16 protein-coding genes are annotated in these 16,038 nt (G+C 57.0%); 14 read left to right on the top strand and 2 right to left on the bottom strand.

From position 1 onward, the window contains the following. Positions 1–19: 19 nt before the first annotated feature. The 14 genes from rpmF to AB5Z02_RS19025 all read left to right on the top strand — a co-directional run bounded on the left by rpmF (position 20) and on the right by AB5Z02_RS19025 (position 11,661). Positions 20–187 carry a 50S ribosomal protein L32 gene (gene rpmF, locus AB5Z02_RS19090; protein WP_005300935.1) on the top strand — a complete coding sequence of 56 codons (168 nt, stop codon included), beginning with the start codon at positions 20–22 and terminating at the stop codon, positions 185–187. Between the two features lie 9 nt (positions 188–196). Next, on the top strand, positions 197–1,216 hold the full coding sequence (gene plsX / locus AB5Z02_RS19085; RefSeq protein ID WP_368216680.1) for a phosphate acyltransferase PlsX: 1,020 nt from the start codon (positions 197–199) through the stop codon (positions 1,214–1,216). 7 nt (positions 1,217–1,223) lie between these two features. Next, a complete protein-coding gene (locus tag AB5Z02_RS19080; protein ID WP_201984049.1) occupies positions 1,224–2,183 on the top strand; it encodes a beta-ketoacyl-ACP synthase III in 960 nt (319 codons plus the stop codon). A 70-nt stretch (positions 2,184–2,253) separates the two neighbouring features. Beyond that, the gene (gene fabD / locus AB5Z02_RS19075; protein ID WP_005333161.1) at positions 2,254–3,189 is read left to right on the top strand and encodes an ACP S-malonyltransferase; all 936 of its coding nucleotides are present in this window, start codon (positions 2,254–2,256) and stop codon (positions 3,187–3,189) included. Positions 3,190–3,202: 13 nt separating this feature from the next. Further along, positions 3,203–3,937 carry a 3-oxoacyl-ACP reductase FabG gene (gene fabG / locus AB5Z02_RS19070; RefSeq protein ID WP_201984048.1) on the top strand — a complete coding sequence of 245 codons (735 nt, stop codon included), beginning with the start codon at positions 3,203–3,205 and terminating at the stop codon, positions 3,935–3,937. Between the two features lie 158 nt (positions 3,938–4,095). Next, positions 4,096–4,332: an acyl carrier protein gene (gene acpP / locus AB5Z02_RS19065; protein WP_005300909.1), complete on the top strand. Its 237-nt coding sequence runs from the start codon at positions 4,096–4,098 to the stop codon at positions 4,330–4,332. An 82-nt stretch (positions 4,333–4,414) separates the two neighbouring features. Then, positions 4,415–5,656 carry a beta-ketoacyl-ACP synthase II gene (fabF, locus tag AB5Z02_RS19060; RefSeq protein ID WP_005333158.1) on the top strand — a complete coding sequence of 414 codons (1,242 nt, stop codon included), beginning with the start codon at positions 4,415–4,417 and terminating at the stop codon, positions 5,654–5,656. A 68-nt stretch (positions 5,657–5,724) separates the two neighbouring features. Then, positions 5,725–6,531 (top strand): aminodeoxychorismate lyase, encoded by an 807-nt coding sequence (gene pabC, locus AB5Z02_RS19055; protein WP_158111387.1) that lies wholly within the window; start codon positions 5,725–5,727, stop codon positions 6,529–6,531. Continuing rightward, the gene (gene mltG, locus AB5Z02_RS19050; protein ID WP_368216679.1) at positions 6,521–7,522 is read left to right on the top strand and encodes an endolytic transglycosylase MltG; all 1,002 of its coding nucleotides are present in this window, start codon (positions 6,521–6,523) and stop codon (positions 7,520–7,522) included. The genes pabC and mltG overlap by 11 nt, the downstream gene beginning before the upstream one ends. Further along, positions 7,522–8,163, top strand: a complete 642-nt coding sequence (tmk, locus tag AB5Z02_RS19045) for a dTMP kinase (protein ID WP_231721548.1) — start codon at positions 7,522–7,524, stop codon at positions 8,161–8,163. The genes mltG and tmk overlap by 1 nt, the downstream gene beginning before the upstream one ends. Beyond that, a complete protein-coding gene (gene holB, locus AB5Z02_RS19040; protein WP_042011462.1) occupies positions 8,148–9,095 on the top strand; it encodes a DNA polymerase III subunit delta' in 948 nt (315 codons plus the stop codon). Before tmk ends, holB begins: the two co-directional genes overlap by 16 nt. A 25-nt stretch (positions 9,096–9,120) precedes the next feature. Then, complete coding sequence (locus AB5Z02_RS19035) at positions 9,121–9,900, top strand: TatD family hydrolase (RefSeq protein ID WP_139429137.1); 780 nt, start codon at positions 9,121–9,123, stop codon at positions 9,898–9,900. 374 nt (positions 9,901–10,274) lie between these two features. Further along, positions 10,275–11,216, top strand: coding sequence for a site-specific integrase (locus AB5Z02_RS19030; protein WP_368216678.1), 942 nt, complete (start codon positions 10,275–10,277; stop codon positions 11,214–11,216). A 160-nt stretch (positions 11,217–11,376) separates the two neighbouring features. After that, on the top strand, positions 11,377–11,661 hold the full coding sequence (locus AB5Z02_RS19025) for a RepB family protein (protein WP_100653771.1): 285 nt from the start codon (positions 11,377–11,379) through the stop codon (positions 11,659–11,661). A gap of 226 nt (positions 11,662–11,887) precedes the next feature. Here the strand turns inward: AB5Z02_RS19025 and rsmF are convergent, their stop codons facing one another. Together rsmF and AB5Z02_RS19015 are read right to left on the bottom strand one after the other, a co-directional pair. Then, the gene (gene rsmF, locus AB5Z02_RS19020; RefSeq protein ID WP_368216677.1) at positions 11,888–13,318 is read right to left on the bottom strand and encodes a 16S rRNA (cytosine(1407)-C(5))-methyltransferase RsmF; all 1,431 of its coding nucleotides are present in this window, start codon (positions 13,316–13,318) and stop codon (positions 11,888–11,890) included. Positions 13,319–13,462: 144 nt separating this feature from the next. After that, the gene (locus AB5Z02_RS19015) at positions 13,463–16,015 is read right to left on the bottom strand and encodes an MlaD family protein (RefSeq protein WP_368216676.1); all 2,553 of its coding nucleotides are present in this window, start codon (positions 16,013–16,015) and stop codon (positions 13,463–13,465) included. Positions 16,016–16,038: the final 23 nt, after the last annotated feature.

Below are 16,038 nucleotides of genomic sequence, written 5' to 3'. Positions count from 1 at the left end.
ATTTAGGAGTTAGCCTACAATGGCCGTACAACAGAACCGTAAAACCCGTGCCAAGCGTGGCATGCGTCGTTCCCACGATGCGCTGACCACTGCTGCCCTGACTGTTGATCAGACCAGTGGCGAAATTCATCGTCGTCACCACGTGACTGCCGATGGTTTCTACCGCGGTAAAAAGGTAATCGCTTAAGGATTGCCTTTGTCTACGCAAACTGTCGCGCTAGACATCATGGGGGGAGATATTGGCCCCTCGGAAACAGTGCCTGCCGCCGTGCAGGCACTGTCTCTTTTACCCCAGTTAAAACTGGTCCTGGTCGGCGACCAGCACCAGACCTCCTCTCTGCTGCAGCAACATGGTTTGCTGAATCATCCCCGAGTTCGTTTCGTACATGCATCCCAAGTGGTTGGCATGGGCGATAAACCGATCGTGGCGCTGCGTACTCTGAAAGACTCCTCCATGCGGGTGGTACTCAATCTGGTGAAAGCCGGTGAGGCCGATGCCTGCGTCAGTGCCGGCAATACAGGTGCGTTGATGGCGATGGCCAAGTGCGTGCTCAAATCCCTACCCGGGGTAGACAGACCCGCCCTCATAAAGGCGTTGCCAACATTGAGTGGCAAACGCACCGTGATGCTGGATCTCGGCGCCAACGTCAGTTGCGATGCGGACACCTTGCTGCAGTTTGCGGTGATGGGCTCTGTCGTGGCCGAAAAGGTCGAAGGCATTGCGTCACCTCGTGTTGCCTTGCTCAACATCGGCGAGGAGGAGATCAAGGGTAACGATCTGGTACGCCACAGCGCCGAATTGTTGCGTCAATGTCCTGCACTCAATTATGTCGGGTTCGTCGAAGGGGATCGCATCTTCAGCGGCGACAGCGATGTGATCGTCTGCGACGGTTTTATCGGCAATGTCGCCCTCAAGACGGCCGAGGGGGTGGTGCGGATGATGGCCCAGCTGGCCGGATATCCCCACAAGAAACGCACTTTTCTTGGCCGGATCGCCGGATTTATGTTCAAACGGCGTTTTTCTTACCTGAACCCCGACCAGTATAACGGGGCAAGTCTGTTAGGATTGCGCGGCATTGTGGTAAAAAGTCATGGGCGGGCCGAACGGCGCGCTCTGTGTAATGCGATCCTGCTGGCCGCACAAGAGGCCAAACATCAACTTCCACTGCAAATAGCAGATCGCCTTGAAGCTGTCTTCTCTGACAGGGATCTATAAGAACTCTATGCATAGCAAAATTCTGGGTACTGGCAGCTACCTGCCGAGTTCAGTGCGTACCAACGCCGATCTCGAGCAGATGGTTGAGACCAGTGATGAGTGGATCGTGGAACGCACCGGTATCCGTGAGCGCCGTATTGCCGGGGCTGACGAAACCGTTGCCACCCTCTCTTACCAGGCCGCCCTGCGCGCCCTGGAGGCAGCCGGTCTGACCGCTGCCGATCTCGATATGATAGTGCTGGCCACCACCAGTGCTGAAAATGCCTTCCCGGCTGCAGCCTGCGAGCTGCAGGGTCTGCTCGGCGTACCGGGCATTCCTGCCTTTGACGTGGCAGCGGCCTGCGCAGGCTTCACCTATGCACTCTCCATTGCCGATCAGTTCGTCAAATCCGGCGCCGCCCGCCATGTGCTGGTCGTCGGGGCCGATGTGCTCTCCCGCATGTGCGATCCGCAAGATCGCGGTACCATCATCATTTTTGGTGATGGGGCAGGGGCTGTGATTATCGGTGCCAGTGAGACGCCGGGCATCCTATCTACCCATCTTCATGCCGATGGCCGTTATGGCGAGCTGCTCAAGCTGCCGCAGCCCCGTCGCGGAATGCCGGGTGCCGAGCTTGAAGCCTATATGTATATGAAGGGCAACGATGTCTTCAAGGTGGCGGTCACCCGTCTGAGCGAGATCGTGACCGAGACGTTGGCCGCTGCTGGCATCGAGCCGAGCGAGCTGGATTGGCTGGTGCCCCATCAAGCCAACTTCCGCATTATCAGTGCCACCGCCAAGAAGCTGGGTATGAGCCTCGATAAGGTGGTGCTGACCCTCGACAAACACGGCAATACCTCTGCCGCTTCCGTTCCGGTCGCTTTCGACGAAGGGGTGCGGGATGGCCGGATCAAACCGGGTCAGCTGGTTCTGCTGGAAGCCTTTGGCGGCGGTTTTGCCTGGGGCTCGGCGCTGGTTCGCCTCTGATCTTCGGCGGGATGGTGCGCCCATCATCCCGTCACCGATTTCATTTTGTCTTATCTAAAAGGAATCAATGATGACCCAATTTGCCATTGCCTTCCCGGGACAAGGTTCCCAGTCCGTTGGCATGCTGGCCGAGCTGGCCGAACAACATGCCGTGATCAAGGAGACCTTCGCCGAGGCGAGTCAGGTGCTGGGTTATGACCTGTTTGCCCTGGTGATGGATGGTCCGGTTGAAGATCTGAACAAAACCTGGCGTACCCAGCCTGCGCTGCTAACTGCCTCTGTCGCCCTGTGGCGCCTGTGGCAACAGCAGGGTGGGGCAACTCCTGCCATGATGGCGGGTCACAGCCTGGGTGAGTACTCCGCGCTGGTTTGCAGCGGCGCACTCGATTTTGCCGATGCGGTCAAACTGGTCGAGTTGCGTGGTCTGGCCATGCAGGAAGCGGTACCGGAAGGCACCGGCGCCATGGCGGCCATCATCGGCCTGGATAACGAATCCATCGCCGCCAACTGCGAAAAAGCGGCACAAGGGCAGGTGGTCTCTCCGGTCAACTTCAACTCCCCGGGCCAGGTGGTTATCGCCGGTCACAAAGAGGCTGTTGAGCGCGCCAACGTGCTGATGAAAGAGTCGGGCGCCAAACGTGCGCTGCCGCTGCCAGTCTCCGTACCGTCTCACTGCGCGTTAATGAAACCTGCCGCAGAAAAACTGGCAGCTGCGCTGGACGGGATCGAGATCAAGGTTCCAACCATCGCGGTCATCAATAATGTCGACGTATCCTGTGAACAGGATCCGGCCGCCATCAAGCAAGCGCTGGTACGTCAGCTGTTCAGCCCGGTTCGTTGGACCGAGACTGTCGAGCGGATGGCCAATGAGGGGGTTACCCTCGAGATCGAGATGGGACCGGGCAAAGTGCTGACCGGGCTCGCCAAGCGCATCGACAAGCGCGTGGAAGGTATTCACGCCAACGATGCCGCCTCTTTCGAGCAGGCGCTGGCCCAGATCAAGTAAACAGGAGCAAGTGATGAGCTTTACCGATAAGGTTGTGTTGGTGACCGGTGCCAGTCGTGGTATCGGTCGTGCGATTGCCGAAGCATTCGTGGCCCGTGGTGCAAAAGTGGTCGGTACGGCGACCAGCGAGAGTGGTGCCGAGGCGATCAGCGCCTATCTGGGCGACAATGGTTGCGGCATGGCACTGAACGTGACCAGCCAGGAATCCATCGAAGCCGTCTTCGCCGCCATCAAGGCGCGCTTTGGCGACATCGACATCCTGATCAACAACGCGGGGATCACCCGTGACAACCTGTTGATGCGGATGAAAGATGACGAGTGGAACGAGATCATCGATACCAATCTGACCTCGCTTTACCGTCTGAGCAAACCGGTGTTGCGTGCCATGATGAAGAAACGTCACGGTCGCATCATCAGCATTGGCTCCGTGGTGGGAACCATGGGCAATGCCGGTCAGGTCAACTATGCTGCCGCCAAGGCCGGTCTGGTTGGTTTTACCAAATCGTTGGCGCGGGAAGTGGCATCCCGTGGTATCACAGTGAACGCGGTTGCCCCCGGTTTCATCGAAACCGACATGACCCGTGCCCTGAATGACGATCAACGTGCCGGCATCATGAGTCAGGTGCCTGCCGCCCGTTTGGGTGATCCAAAAGAAATTGCCGCAGCTGTGGTATTCTTGGCTTCTGATGAAGCAGCCTATATCACCGGCGAAACCCTGCATGTTAATGGCGGGATGTACATGGTGTAATCAATTTGTCGTAAGATCTGTTCAAATTTGCGATAGTACGCCGAAGTTTGGCACATTTCGTGGTTTGACCAGCGGCAAGCTACTTGCAAACTCACGTCAATTGAATAAACTACCCCAACCAGACGCAAATAGCGTATTTTTAAAGGAAAATTCAGGTCATGAGCAACATCGAAGAACGCGTAAAGAAAATCATCATCGAACAACTGGGTGTTAAAGAGGAAGACGTTAAGAACGCTGCCTCCTTCGTCGACGACCTGGGCGCTGACTCTTTGGATACCGTTGAACTGGTAATGGCGCTGGAAGAAGAATTCGATACCGAAATTCCTGATGAAGAAGCCGAGAAGATCACCACTGTTCAAGCGGCTATCGACTACATCACCGCTAATCAGGAATAAGTTCCTGTTCTGAAAGAAGCGGCCCAAGGGCCGCTTCTTTTGTATTTGTTCCTTTTCAAAACACCTCTCGGAGACTACCTCAGTGTCAAAACGCAGAGTCGTGGTGACCGGCTTGGGGATGCTTTCCCCGGTGGGTAACACTGCCGAATCCAGCTGGCAAGCACTGCTCAACGGGCAGAGCGGCATTTCTCTTATCGAACACTTTGATGCCAGCGAGTTTGCAACCCGCTTCGCAGGTCTGGTCAAGGATTTCGATCCCGAGCAGTACGGTATCAATCGTAAAGACGCTCGCAAGATGGATCTCTTCATTCAATACGGCATCGCGGCCGGTATGCAGGCGCTCGATGATTCCGGCCTGACCATTAATGAAGAGAATGCCGAGCGTGTCGGCGTGGCGATTGGCTCCGGTATCGGCGGTCTGGGTCTGATTGAACAGAACCACGAAAGCTTGGTCAACGGCGGCCCGCGCAAGATCAGTCCCTTCTTCGTTCCGTCCACCATCATCAATATGGTGTCCGGTCATCTCTCCATCATGAAAGGTCTGCAAGGGCCGAACATCGCCGTGACGACTGCCTGTACCACGGGTACCCATGCCATCGGCATGGCTGGCCGGATGATCGCTTACGGCGATGCCGACGTGATGGTCGCTGGCGGTGCCGAGAAAGCCTCCACCGCGATGGGGATGGGTGGCTTCGCAGCAGCCAAGGCACTCTCCAACCGCAACGACGAGCCGCAAAAAGCGAGCCGTCCGTGGGATAAAGATCGCGACGGTTTTGTGCTGGGTGACGGTGCCGGTGTACTTGTACTGGAAGAGTACGAACACGCCAAGGCCCGTGGTGCCAAGATTTACGCCGAGCTGGTCGGTTTTGGCATGAGTGGTGACGCGTACCACATGACCGCGCCTCCTGCAGATGGCAACGGTGGTGCTCGCGCCATGAAAAATGCTATCAAGGATGCCGGCATTGCCCCCGAGCAGATTGGTTACATCAACGCACACGGAACCTCCACCCCGCTGGGTGATGTAGCCGAGCTGCGTGGCATGAAGTCGGTTTTTGGTGAGCACGCCAAATCCCTGATGGTGAGCTCCACCAAGTCCATGACCGGTCACCTGCTGGGTGCCGCCGGTGCCATCGAGGCGATCATCACTGTGTTGGCCCTGCGTGATCAGGTGGCTCCGCCCACCATCAACCTGGACAACCCGGATGAAGAGTGCGACCTGGATCTGGTGCCTCATGTGGCCAAGCCAGGTAGCTTTGAGTACGCCCTTTCCAACTCATTTGGTTTTGGCGGCACCAATGGCTCACTGATCTTCAAACGCGTATAATTTGCCGCAGGGCAAAGACACAGGCCCGATACTGCCGGTATCGGGCCTTTTTTATCGGAGGGATCCCTTTGCTTATCAATGGCATGAAGCTTGATACCATCTCGGCCCATGATCGGGGGCTGGCTTATGGTGACGGTCATTTCACCACCATGGCGGTCAGGGAGGGTCGCGTGTTGCAGTGGCCTGCCCATCTGGCACGGTTGCAGCTGGCCAACAACCGGCTGGGATTGGTTGAACCGGACTGGGATCTCCTGACTCGGGAGGTTGAAGAGATGGTGGCCGACCAGCCACAATGCGTGGCCAAGGTGATCCTGACCCGCGGCGAGGGGGGGCGGGGCTATGACGGCAGCGGATGTCAGCACACGACCCGGATAGTTAGTCTGGCGCCATTTCCCACTCACTATGGCCAGTGGCAACAGGAGGGGATCGAGATGGTGGTGTGCCACCAGCGGATCGGTGATGCGCCTATGCTGGCCGGGCTTAAAACCTTGAATCGTCTGGAGCAGGTATTGCTGAAAAGCGAACTTGTCAGCCGGAATGCAGTCGAAGGGATAGTGCTGAACAGTCGTGGTTTTCTGATTGAAGGGGTCAGTGCCAATCTGTTTTGGCGTCGGGGCAAGACGGTGTTTACGCCCGATCTCGCCCGCGGTGGTGTCGATGGCATCATGCGTCGCCAGGTGATGGCGATGTTGAAACAGATGAGTATTGAGTTGCGTGTGGTAGAGGCTCCGCTGGAGTCACTATGGCAGGCGGAAGAGGTGTGGCTCACCAATACCCTGATGGGGATCGTGCCGGTCAATGGCATCGAGGATATCCATTATCCCCCAGCGGTATTGAGTCGCCGTTTACAGGAGCGTTTGGTCATTGAAGTTTAATCGGCTTTACACCCTGCTCGCGGGGGCGGCACTGACGGTAGCCGCTGCCGGGGGCTATGTACATTACAAATGGCAACAGATAGAAACGCTCACCAACAAGGGGCCGACCCGGCTCTTTACGGTGGAGAAGGGCGCCCATGCGGCGCGCCTCATCGCCGAACTGGGGGAGGGGGAAGCCAGCCCCTGGGCGGTGCGGCTCTGGCTGCGCAGCCATCCCGAACTGGTGGCCATCAAATCGGGCACCTACGAAATCAAGGAAGGGGCCCCTCTCAAGGAGACCCTTTCCCTGTTCGCATCGGGCAAGGAGTTTCACTTCAGCCTAACCTTCGTCGAAGGTTCCCGTTTCGAGGATTGGCAGAAGCAACTCTCCAGCGCCCCATATCTTGAGCGGTTGACCGTCGAGCAATCCGAAGCCGACTTGGCACAGGAGCTCGGCATCGAGAATGGCAAGCTGGAGGGGTGGTTCCTGCCGGAAACTTACGCCTATACCACCCATGCCAGCGATCTCTCGATCTTGCGCCGCGCCCATCAAGATATGGAGACCTTCCTGCAGCAGAGCTGGGATAAACGTCAGGCCAACCTACCTTACAAAACGCCCTATGAGGCGTTGATCATGGCCTCTATTATCGAGAAAGAGACCGGCCAGCCGGACGAGCGGGCGCAGATCGCCTCGGTGTTTGTCAATCGTCTGCGTCTGGGCATGAAGTTGCAAACCGATCCCACCGTCATTTACGGGGTGAAAGATCGCTACGATGGCAATATTCGCCGCAGCGATCTGACCGACAAGAATCCCTACAACACCTATGTGATCGACGGTCTGCCGCCCACGCCTATCGCCATGCCGGGCAAGGCCTCCATCGAAGCTGCGCTTAACCCCAAGTCGACCGATTATCTCTACTTTGTCGCCAAGGGGGGCGGTGCCCACTATTTCTCCAAGACCCTCGATGAACACAATCGGGCGGTTCGCGAATACATATTGAAGAAACCCTAATGTCTAAATTTATTGTGATCGAAGGATTGGAAGGGGCAGGGAAGAGCTCGGCCGTGCGTTATGTGACCGACTATCTGCAGCGCCACAGCATCGACCGGATCGAGTGCACCCGCGAGCCGGGTGGTACGCCGCTGGCCGAGCGGATGCGTGCCATCGTCAAAGAGGTGCACGACGAGCGCCTCACCATCGAGGCGGAATTGCTGCTGATGTATGCCTCCCGGGTACAACTGGTGGAGACCCGCATCAAACCCGCACTGGCCGACGGTGTCTGGGTGGTGGGGGATCGCCACGATCTCTCCTCCCAGGCCTATCAGGGTGGCGGCCGTGGTATCGATGCCCAGCTTATCGGTGCCATCAAGCAGGCGGTGCTTGGCAATTTCAAGCCGGATCTCACCCTCTATCTCGATATCGATCCTGCCCTTGGCTTGCAGCGTGCTCGCCATCGCGGCGAGCTGGATCGCATCGAACTGGAGCAACTGAGCTTCTTCGAGCGTACCCGAACTCGTTATCTCGAACTGGCCGCCACGGATGATTCCATTGTGGTGATCGATGCGGCGCAAACGCCGGAACAGGTCAAAGCTGCCATCGAGCGTGCATTGGATCACTATCTGTCGAACGAGCCGCTATGTATCCCTGGCTGATCCCCGACTGGCATGCCCTGAGCCAGACAGCCCAGTCCGGTCGTCTCGGCCACGCCTGGTTGTTGCTCGGCGATCCCGGGCTTGGCAAGGAGCAACTGGCCGAGCGACTGGCGCGTTTACACCTTTGCCAGCAACCGGATCGTGGAGAACCGTGCGGCCACTGCCACTCCTGCCAGCTATTTGACAAGGGAAACCACCCGGATCTCGGCACCATAACTCGCGACAGCAAGACCATCGGGGTCGAGGCCATTCGCGAGATCTGCACCCGGCTGCAGGGCTCTGCCCAGCTCGGCCGTGGCAAGGTGGTGATCATTCCTGATGCGGAGCGGATGACCGAATCGGCGGCAAATGCCCTGCTGAAAACCCTTGAAGAGCCGGCCGGCGACAGCTTGCTGTTGCTGATTGCCTCCCAGGTTTCCCGGTTGCTTCCCACCATTCTCAGTCGCTGTCACAAACATGTCTGTCAGTTGCCGGCAGAAGGGGAGACAGTACGCTGGTTGGCCGAGCAGGGTCATCAGGCCACTCTGGCTCAGGTGCGGATCTGTCAGGGGGCCCCGCTGCGGGTACTCGACTATATCGAGCAGCAACAGGACGGTACTCGCCGCGAACTGCTGGAACAGTTTGTCGCCCTGAGTCAAAGTCCGGTCAAGGCGACGGCTTTGTGCAGCCAGCTTGGTCAGGAGACGCAGGTCAGGTTGCACTGGTTGCAGCTCTTCTTGTGCGATGCCCTGAAAACCCAGGCCGGATGTGGTCACCATCAGCTGGCAATGCCTGATCTGGCCATCTTGAGTCAACGGTTGGCGGAGCAGCACTCCAGCGAAAAACTGCTGGAGGCAGAACAAGATCTGGTTGCCCTGAAAGCGGCATGTCAGCCGGGTCAGCTCTCCAATCCCACCATCCATCTGATGAACTGGCTAAGTCGCTGGTTATAAGTACCGACAAGCAGAAAGGTTGTATATGTTACTCGTTGATTCCCACTGTCATCTCGATCGCCTCAGCTATGGCAGCAAGCAGACCAGCATGGCCGATGTACTTGCCAAGGCCGCGAAACTGGACGTGGGATATTTTCTCTGTGTCAGTGTGACTCAGGCACAGTTCCCGACCATGCTCGAGGCGATCGCTCCCTATCCCCAGGTATTTGCCTCTTGCGGGGTACATCCGCTCAATCAGGAACCCGGTGTCGATGCCGAGTTGCTGCTCAAGCAAGCTGCCGATCCACGTGTGGTGGCCATCGGTGAGACCGGTCTCGATTACTTTTACTCCCCCGAGAACAAGGAAGTGCAGCAAGCCTCTTTCCGTGAACATATCCGGGTTGCCCGCGCGCTGAACAAGCCGCTGATCATCCATACCCGCGATGCCCAACAGGATACCTTGCAGATCATGCGTGAAGAGGGAGCAGATCAGGTCGGCGGTGTGCTGCACTGCTTCACCGAGTCTCTCGAGATGGCGCAAGCGGCGATGGCAATGGGGTTCTATATCTCCATCTCCGGGATCGCCACCTTCAAAAATGCGTCTGCACTGCAAGAGGTGGTCAAGGCACTTCCCCTCGACAGATTGCTGGTCGAAACCGACTCGCCCTATCTTGCCCCCGTGCCGCATCGGGGGAGGGAGAACGAACCCGCCTTTGTGCGAGACGTTGCGCAGTTTATTGCCGATCTGCGTCAGATTCCGCTTAATGAATTGGCAGAAGCCACCAGCCGGAATTTCTTTGCACTATTCAAACTGGCGAAAAAATAATCCCAAAGCCCCGTTGCTCGGGGCTTTTATATTTTTCAAATACCAAGCTGATTACCCACCTGAATATAAACACCGAGCTGTGTTATCTCTCACGTTTTCCTACCAATTTTACTTTTTCGTTTCTGCTAAACCGGGTTGAATGATATTCCGATGTTTCTTTTGTTCAGCGTGGTCAAAGGGTATTGAAATAAGATGTCCTAAGTATCGATAATATTCATTATCGATACTTGATGTATGGAAAGGATCCTGTAAGATCCTCTCAAACTTCATATGAATCATAGTGTTCCGTGGCATATCCATCCTTATCCAATCCGGCTCATCAGTCACTGCAGACTGTTTTCGATGCGCAGCTAAATAGTCGGGCACGCCGCTTTTTGCGAAGTGCAAAAGCGGATTCCACCCTCAATGCCTATCAGGCGGATACCCGTATTTTTGTCTTCTGGTGCCAGTTACACGGGCTTGATCCGCTGCAAACGACCCATCACGACATCATGAATTTTCTCGCTGATCAGGCCGACGGCGTATTAGCCGACTGGGTATGGCTGGATAAAGAGGAGGGAAAAGGGGAGCTGCGCAATGGTGAACCTCGTAAACCGGCAACCCTGGTGAGACGGCTTGCCGGGATCCGTTATGCCTTCAAGCAGAAAGGCATTCATCCCATGCCCACCGAACATCCCGAAATCAAGGAGATGATGCGCGGTATTGTCAGGTTGGGGGATAACCGTAAACGCAAAACCGGCGCCCTGACGCTGCAACCATTGACCCAGGTGCTGGATGGCATCGACACCAGTGATCTGGCTGGCTTGCGTGATCACACCCTGCTGCTCTTGATGTTCAGTGGCGCCTTGCGCCGTTCGGAAGCGGCCCGAATTGAGGTGAGCGATCTCGATTTTGTGGGGCAGGGGATCCGCCTTCGCCTCAAACCGAGCAAACATCAGCTGCATGAAACCGAGATCGCCCTGATCCCGGGCAAGCACTATTGTCCTGTGTCGGCTCTGCAAAACTGGCTACACAAAAGCCGGCTCAGCGAGGGGCCACTGTTTCGACGCATGAATCGTTGGGGGCAACTGATGGCCGAACCACTCGGCCCCCAGGGCATCAATCTGATGATCAAGCGGCGAACTGGCCAAACCATCGATGATCTCTACGTCAGTGGCCATAGCTTGCGGCGTGGATTTATCACCTCGGCGGTGACTGCCGGCAAGCCGATGAACAAGATCATTGAAGTTACTCGCCACAAGGATATGCGAACCCTGCAGGAGTACTTCGATGATGCCCATAAATTCTCCGATCATGCCCTTGATGGTTTGCTTTGACACTACTGCGTCACTTTGTTTTTTATGTTAAATGATATCCTGTTGATCTAATGATATATTTGTCGCTCAGCCAGCAGCCCAAAGGGGAAGGGCATCTTCCAATGGATAATGGCATGTGATGAGAGATAACAAACTCGGAAACGTAATATCGCAAGGACATATGAGCCAAGAAATGACAGTGCGTGAAGAGCAAGAGGCGGTGCCCCAAAACAATGCCGAGCGGCAGCGCCAACATGTAAAACGCAAGCAGGAGACCCATACCCGGCTGCAATGCTGGATCAGCAATCGCCACGCCGAACGATTGGCCGCACTGGGTCTTCATCTCGAAGACAGTCAGGCATCACTCATCGAGCAGGCGATCGATCTGCTCTACCAACATGAGCTGGGTAGAGAACCTCCGTTTGAGAACAGAGTCGCCACACAGGTCGAAGAGACCGTTGAATAGACACAAGAGTGAAGTAACAGCGATACGTGAAGAGATAAAAAAAGCCAGGTACGAATTCCTTGTACCTGGCATAGGGGAATTGGCTCCTTGCAGAGCCGTGCGCTAACTGGTGTTCGGATTGCCTTAAGCTTAGACAAGGCTCAAGGCTTTTCAAGATCCGAAGAAAAGTTCAACCAGAGTGTGGGTATTTCAGACTCGTTCAAGTGCTTATGCACCGAACGGCCCACTACACATTGAACAGATTGTTGTCACGCACCAGCTCGCGGGGGAGGGCATTCTTGACCCGACTCCCCACCCATTTCCCCATCCCCAGGGTATGCCCCTGATAGCGGACGATCACCTCGCCAGTACCATCAACCTGTTCTGGCCAGACATCCCGCCCCATCATGAATTCCCGCGCATTGGCGCTATCCAGCTCGACCACGCCCTTGCTCGCTTTATCGCCATAGGCCAATGCCCACTCATGAGTGAGGCGATAACCTTTCTTGAAGGTTTCGGCCAATTTGATGCCGATGCGATCGAAACGCAACTTGCCCTGCACCTGATCAAACCGCTGAGGGAAGAGCCAGATCTCGTCATTGCGGCCAAACAGCTGACCCTGCGGTGCCACCCCGAAGTTGGCTTCAATCTCGCGCAGCATGGGCTCTGACTCTTTCGCTGCCAGTGGCAGGAAGGGGAATTTGCCCAGCTTGCCCGGCTTGAACATGGTGTTGGGCACCGAGTGATGCTTGCGTAATCTGGCGACGAAAAATCCTTCACTATCGAAGATCTGGGGCCAAACGTGCAGGTATCCTTCGGATGTACAGGCCTGCTCTGCATGGGGGAACAGGTCTGCCAACGAATCAAAACTCAAGGCATCGCCAAACTTGTCCAGCAGGGATTGGCAGACCGCCTGATTCTCCTGCTCACTCAAGGTACAGGTGGAGTAGACCAGCACACCACCCGGTTTCAGGGCATGGAAGGCGCTCTCCAGCAACCCTTGTTGCACCGTCGCAATCTCGTCGATGCTCTCGATGCTCCAGTTGCGCAATGCATCTTCATCCTTACGCACCGTACCTTCACCGGAGCAGGGGGCATCGAGCAGGATGGCATCGAAGGTATCCGGCAGCCACTGGCCAAATACCTTGGCATCAAAATGGGTCATGCCCACATTGGTCACGCCACAGCGCTGGATATTGGCGCTAAGCACTTTCAACCGGCTGCTGGAAAACTCGTTGGCCACCAACATTCCCTGATTGTTCATCAGGGCCGCTATCTGGGTGGTCTTGGAGCCGGGGGCCGCCGCTGCATCCAGCAACATACCATCCGCTTTGATCCTGTCGCTGGCAAAGAGCGCCGTCACCGGCAGCATGGAGCTCGCTTCCTGAATGTAGAAGAGCCCGCTCAAGTGCTCGGCGGTGTTGCCAAGGGGGACGGTTTCATCGCTGCGGGTCAGCCAGAAGCCGGTATCACACCAAGGGACAGGGTCAAGCTGCCAACCCAGTGGCTCCATCAGGGCGACGAAATCCGAGACGGCGATCTTCAAGGTATTGACCCGAATGCTGCGGCGCAGCGGACGTCGACAACTGGCCACAAACTCATCCATCGAGAGATGAGCCGGCATGATGGCCGCAATGTGGCGTAAAAAGTAATCGGGAAGGAAGGTGTTGTCGTGCACTGTGCCGTCTCGTTGACCGAAAAAGAGGGGCGATATCCTATCACAAGGCTAAGAATATTCTGAATCTGAACCCTATCAACAGGCACCGGAATATAAAAAAGCCCGGCACTGTGCCGGGCTTGGATGAGATACAAAGGGAAGAGATCAGGGCTGGATACGCGGACTCCACTCCAGCCACTCTTTCTCGGCCTTGCCGTAGAGCGCATAGCTATGGCCCGCTTTGACGGTTGGCCCCATCTCTTTCTCCGGCGTATTAAAAGCAATGCCGCCGGCCAGCAGGCTCTGCACCGTCTCCACTTCGATGGTGCCGCCAGTCAGGCCGATATCCGCCTTGACCCCGGAGACATTCCAGAAACGGGAGTTGGCCCGCACCAAATGGGCATACTCCTGATCCACGTTGACATCGATCACCACCTCGCTACCATCCCGAGCCAGCGCCACCTTGGTGACACTGCCCACCACCATTTTGCGAAACAGCAGCGGGCTGCCGACGCTCAGGCCATTGACGGAGGGGCTCTTGAGGGTCAGGGCCAGACCCACCGGGCCGACCTGACTCAAGGGGAAGCGATCTTTGCCAGCGCCTTTACCGGGTTGTGCTTCTACAAACGCCCCCTTGATCAGGGTATCGAGGTGAGCGACACCGCCCAGCCCCAGCTTGGCCTGCACCAGAGTAAAGCGGGCGCCGGACTGCAGGAAACGCTCGGCATAGTGGCCATCGAGTTCGGCCTTGAAGATCACCTGACCCAGAGACGGCTCCAGCTCGATCTCTTCAATTTTGCCGATATCGACCCCACGATAGCGGATCGGGCTGCCAATCCCGAGCCCCGGATTACTCTCTGCTACCAGTGACAGCTGGCGCACCTTGGCCTTGGCTTGCTCCCTGGAATCGAACAGTTGATGACTGCTGCGACCATTGGCCAGCCGATCGAACTCGATGGCGCCGCGCAGCAGGGTACCGAGGTTGCCCACCTTGACCTGCACCCCATCGACCCGCACCTTGGTGTCGATGGCCGGTTTTTTCCAGAACTGGGGTTGCTGGACGAGGAGGGGAGCATAGACCCCATCAATCTCGAGTTCGATCTCGACCCCCTCTTTAGCGGCGCGCAGCTGTTTGACTTTGCCCGCTTCCAACCCCAGATAGAGCACAGGCGAGCCAATGCCAATGCCATCGGCCTGATCTGCCTTGAGCAACCAGCGCTGCGGCTTGGCATCACGGGTCCCCAGCAGTGCCAGCTCCAGACTCGGGTAGAGACGGTTAATCCGCTCGCCACTACTGGCTTGTATCAGCTTGATCCCGCCCCCCAACCAGGCACTGGCCGGACTGGTTTCTACTTTGATGCCGCTCAGATCGGCATCGATCTGCAACGGGGCGGCGCGATAGAAGCGGGCACGGTTGAGCAGATGGCCATAGTTCGGCGCCATCACCAGCTCGACGCTGGCATTGCCGCGCGCATCCAGGGTGAGCTGGCTGATGCGGCCCACCTGCAACCCCTTGTACCAGACAGGGGCATCCTGATTGAGCCCCGCCAGATCGTCAGCCTGCAGCGTCACCTTGGTGCCGCTCTGGGGGGCGCGATCGGTAAGTGTCATCTTCTCTACCGGTTTGCCCGCCACATAGTCGAGGCGAATGGCCGGGCCGGAGAGCAGGCGATCTGCATGCTGCACACCGGTCGCAGAGAGGGAGACACTCTCCCACACCAGTTGACTCTTGTCGGTAATGCGATAAGCCTGCTCCGGGTTGATCAGCGCTGTGACCACTCGGCCTTTATCGGTAAGGCGAATGGGATCGATACGACCAATCTCGATCCCCTCATAGAGGATGGGCATCCCCTCCTTGACCGGGAGATCGCCAGCCGCAATGTCGATACGCGCACCGCGCGCCGCTTCCGCCAGCCCTTTATAGAGGACGAAGGTCTGTCCCTTCTCAGGCTCTGGTGAATCTTTGGGCGAGTCAAAGGCAATGCCGCCGCTCAGGATGGAGGTGAGGCTGCCAGCCTCCACGCTCACCCCGGCCAGACTGAAGGAACCCTTGATACCGCTGATATTCCAGAAGCGGGTATCGGCTTTGACCAGATGTTCGAAACGCGGCTCGATCACCAGATCCAGAATGACGTTCTGGTTGTCCTGACCCAGGCGGGTATTGATGACGCTGCCAACCTCGATACCGCGGAAATAGAGCTTGGCGCCAATCCCCACCGAACCCAGCGAATCGGCGGTCAGGTGCAGCATCCGCCCCTGAGCCTGATAGCCGGGGGGAGGGCCCTCCAGTGCATCAAAGGTCTCCTCCAGCGGATTGCTTTCACGCCCCGGTTGCAGGTTGATGTAGTTGCCGGAGACCAGGGTATCGAGGCCGGAGATCTCGGTGAGCGACGCCTTGGGGCTCACCAGCCAGAAGTCGGATCCCTTGCGGATCAGCGGTCTGGCACGGCTGTCAATCTTGGCCATCACCGCAATCTTGCGGCCATCTTCAGCCAGCTCCAGCTCTTGCACCACACCGATAGCCACCCCCTGATAACGAACCTGGGTTTTACCCGGCAAGATGCCGTTGCCCTGGGCGAAGTTGATCTGGATAAGCTGGCCACGGCTCAATACCTGCTGATAGAGAAAACCACCTGCCAGCAGCAGGGCTATCAGGGGTAACAGCCAGACCGGCGATAACCAGCGGCGCTTTTCGATGACGGGTTCAGCCCCGATCATAGTGACTCCTTATTGGCTGGATT

Origin of the sequence: Aeromonas sp. R2-3, from assembly GCF_040908375.1 — a bacterium.
Classification (GTDB): Bacteria; Pseudomonadota; Gammaproteobacteria; order Enterobacterales; family Aeromonadaceae; genus Aeromonas; species Aeromonas veronii.
This window is presented reverse-complemented; position numbering and strand designations above follow the sequence as displayed.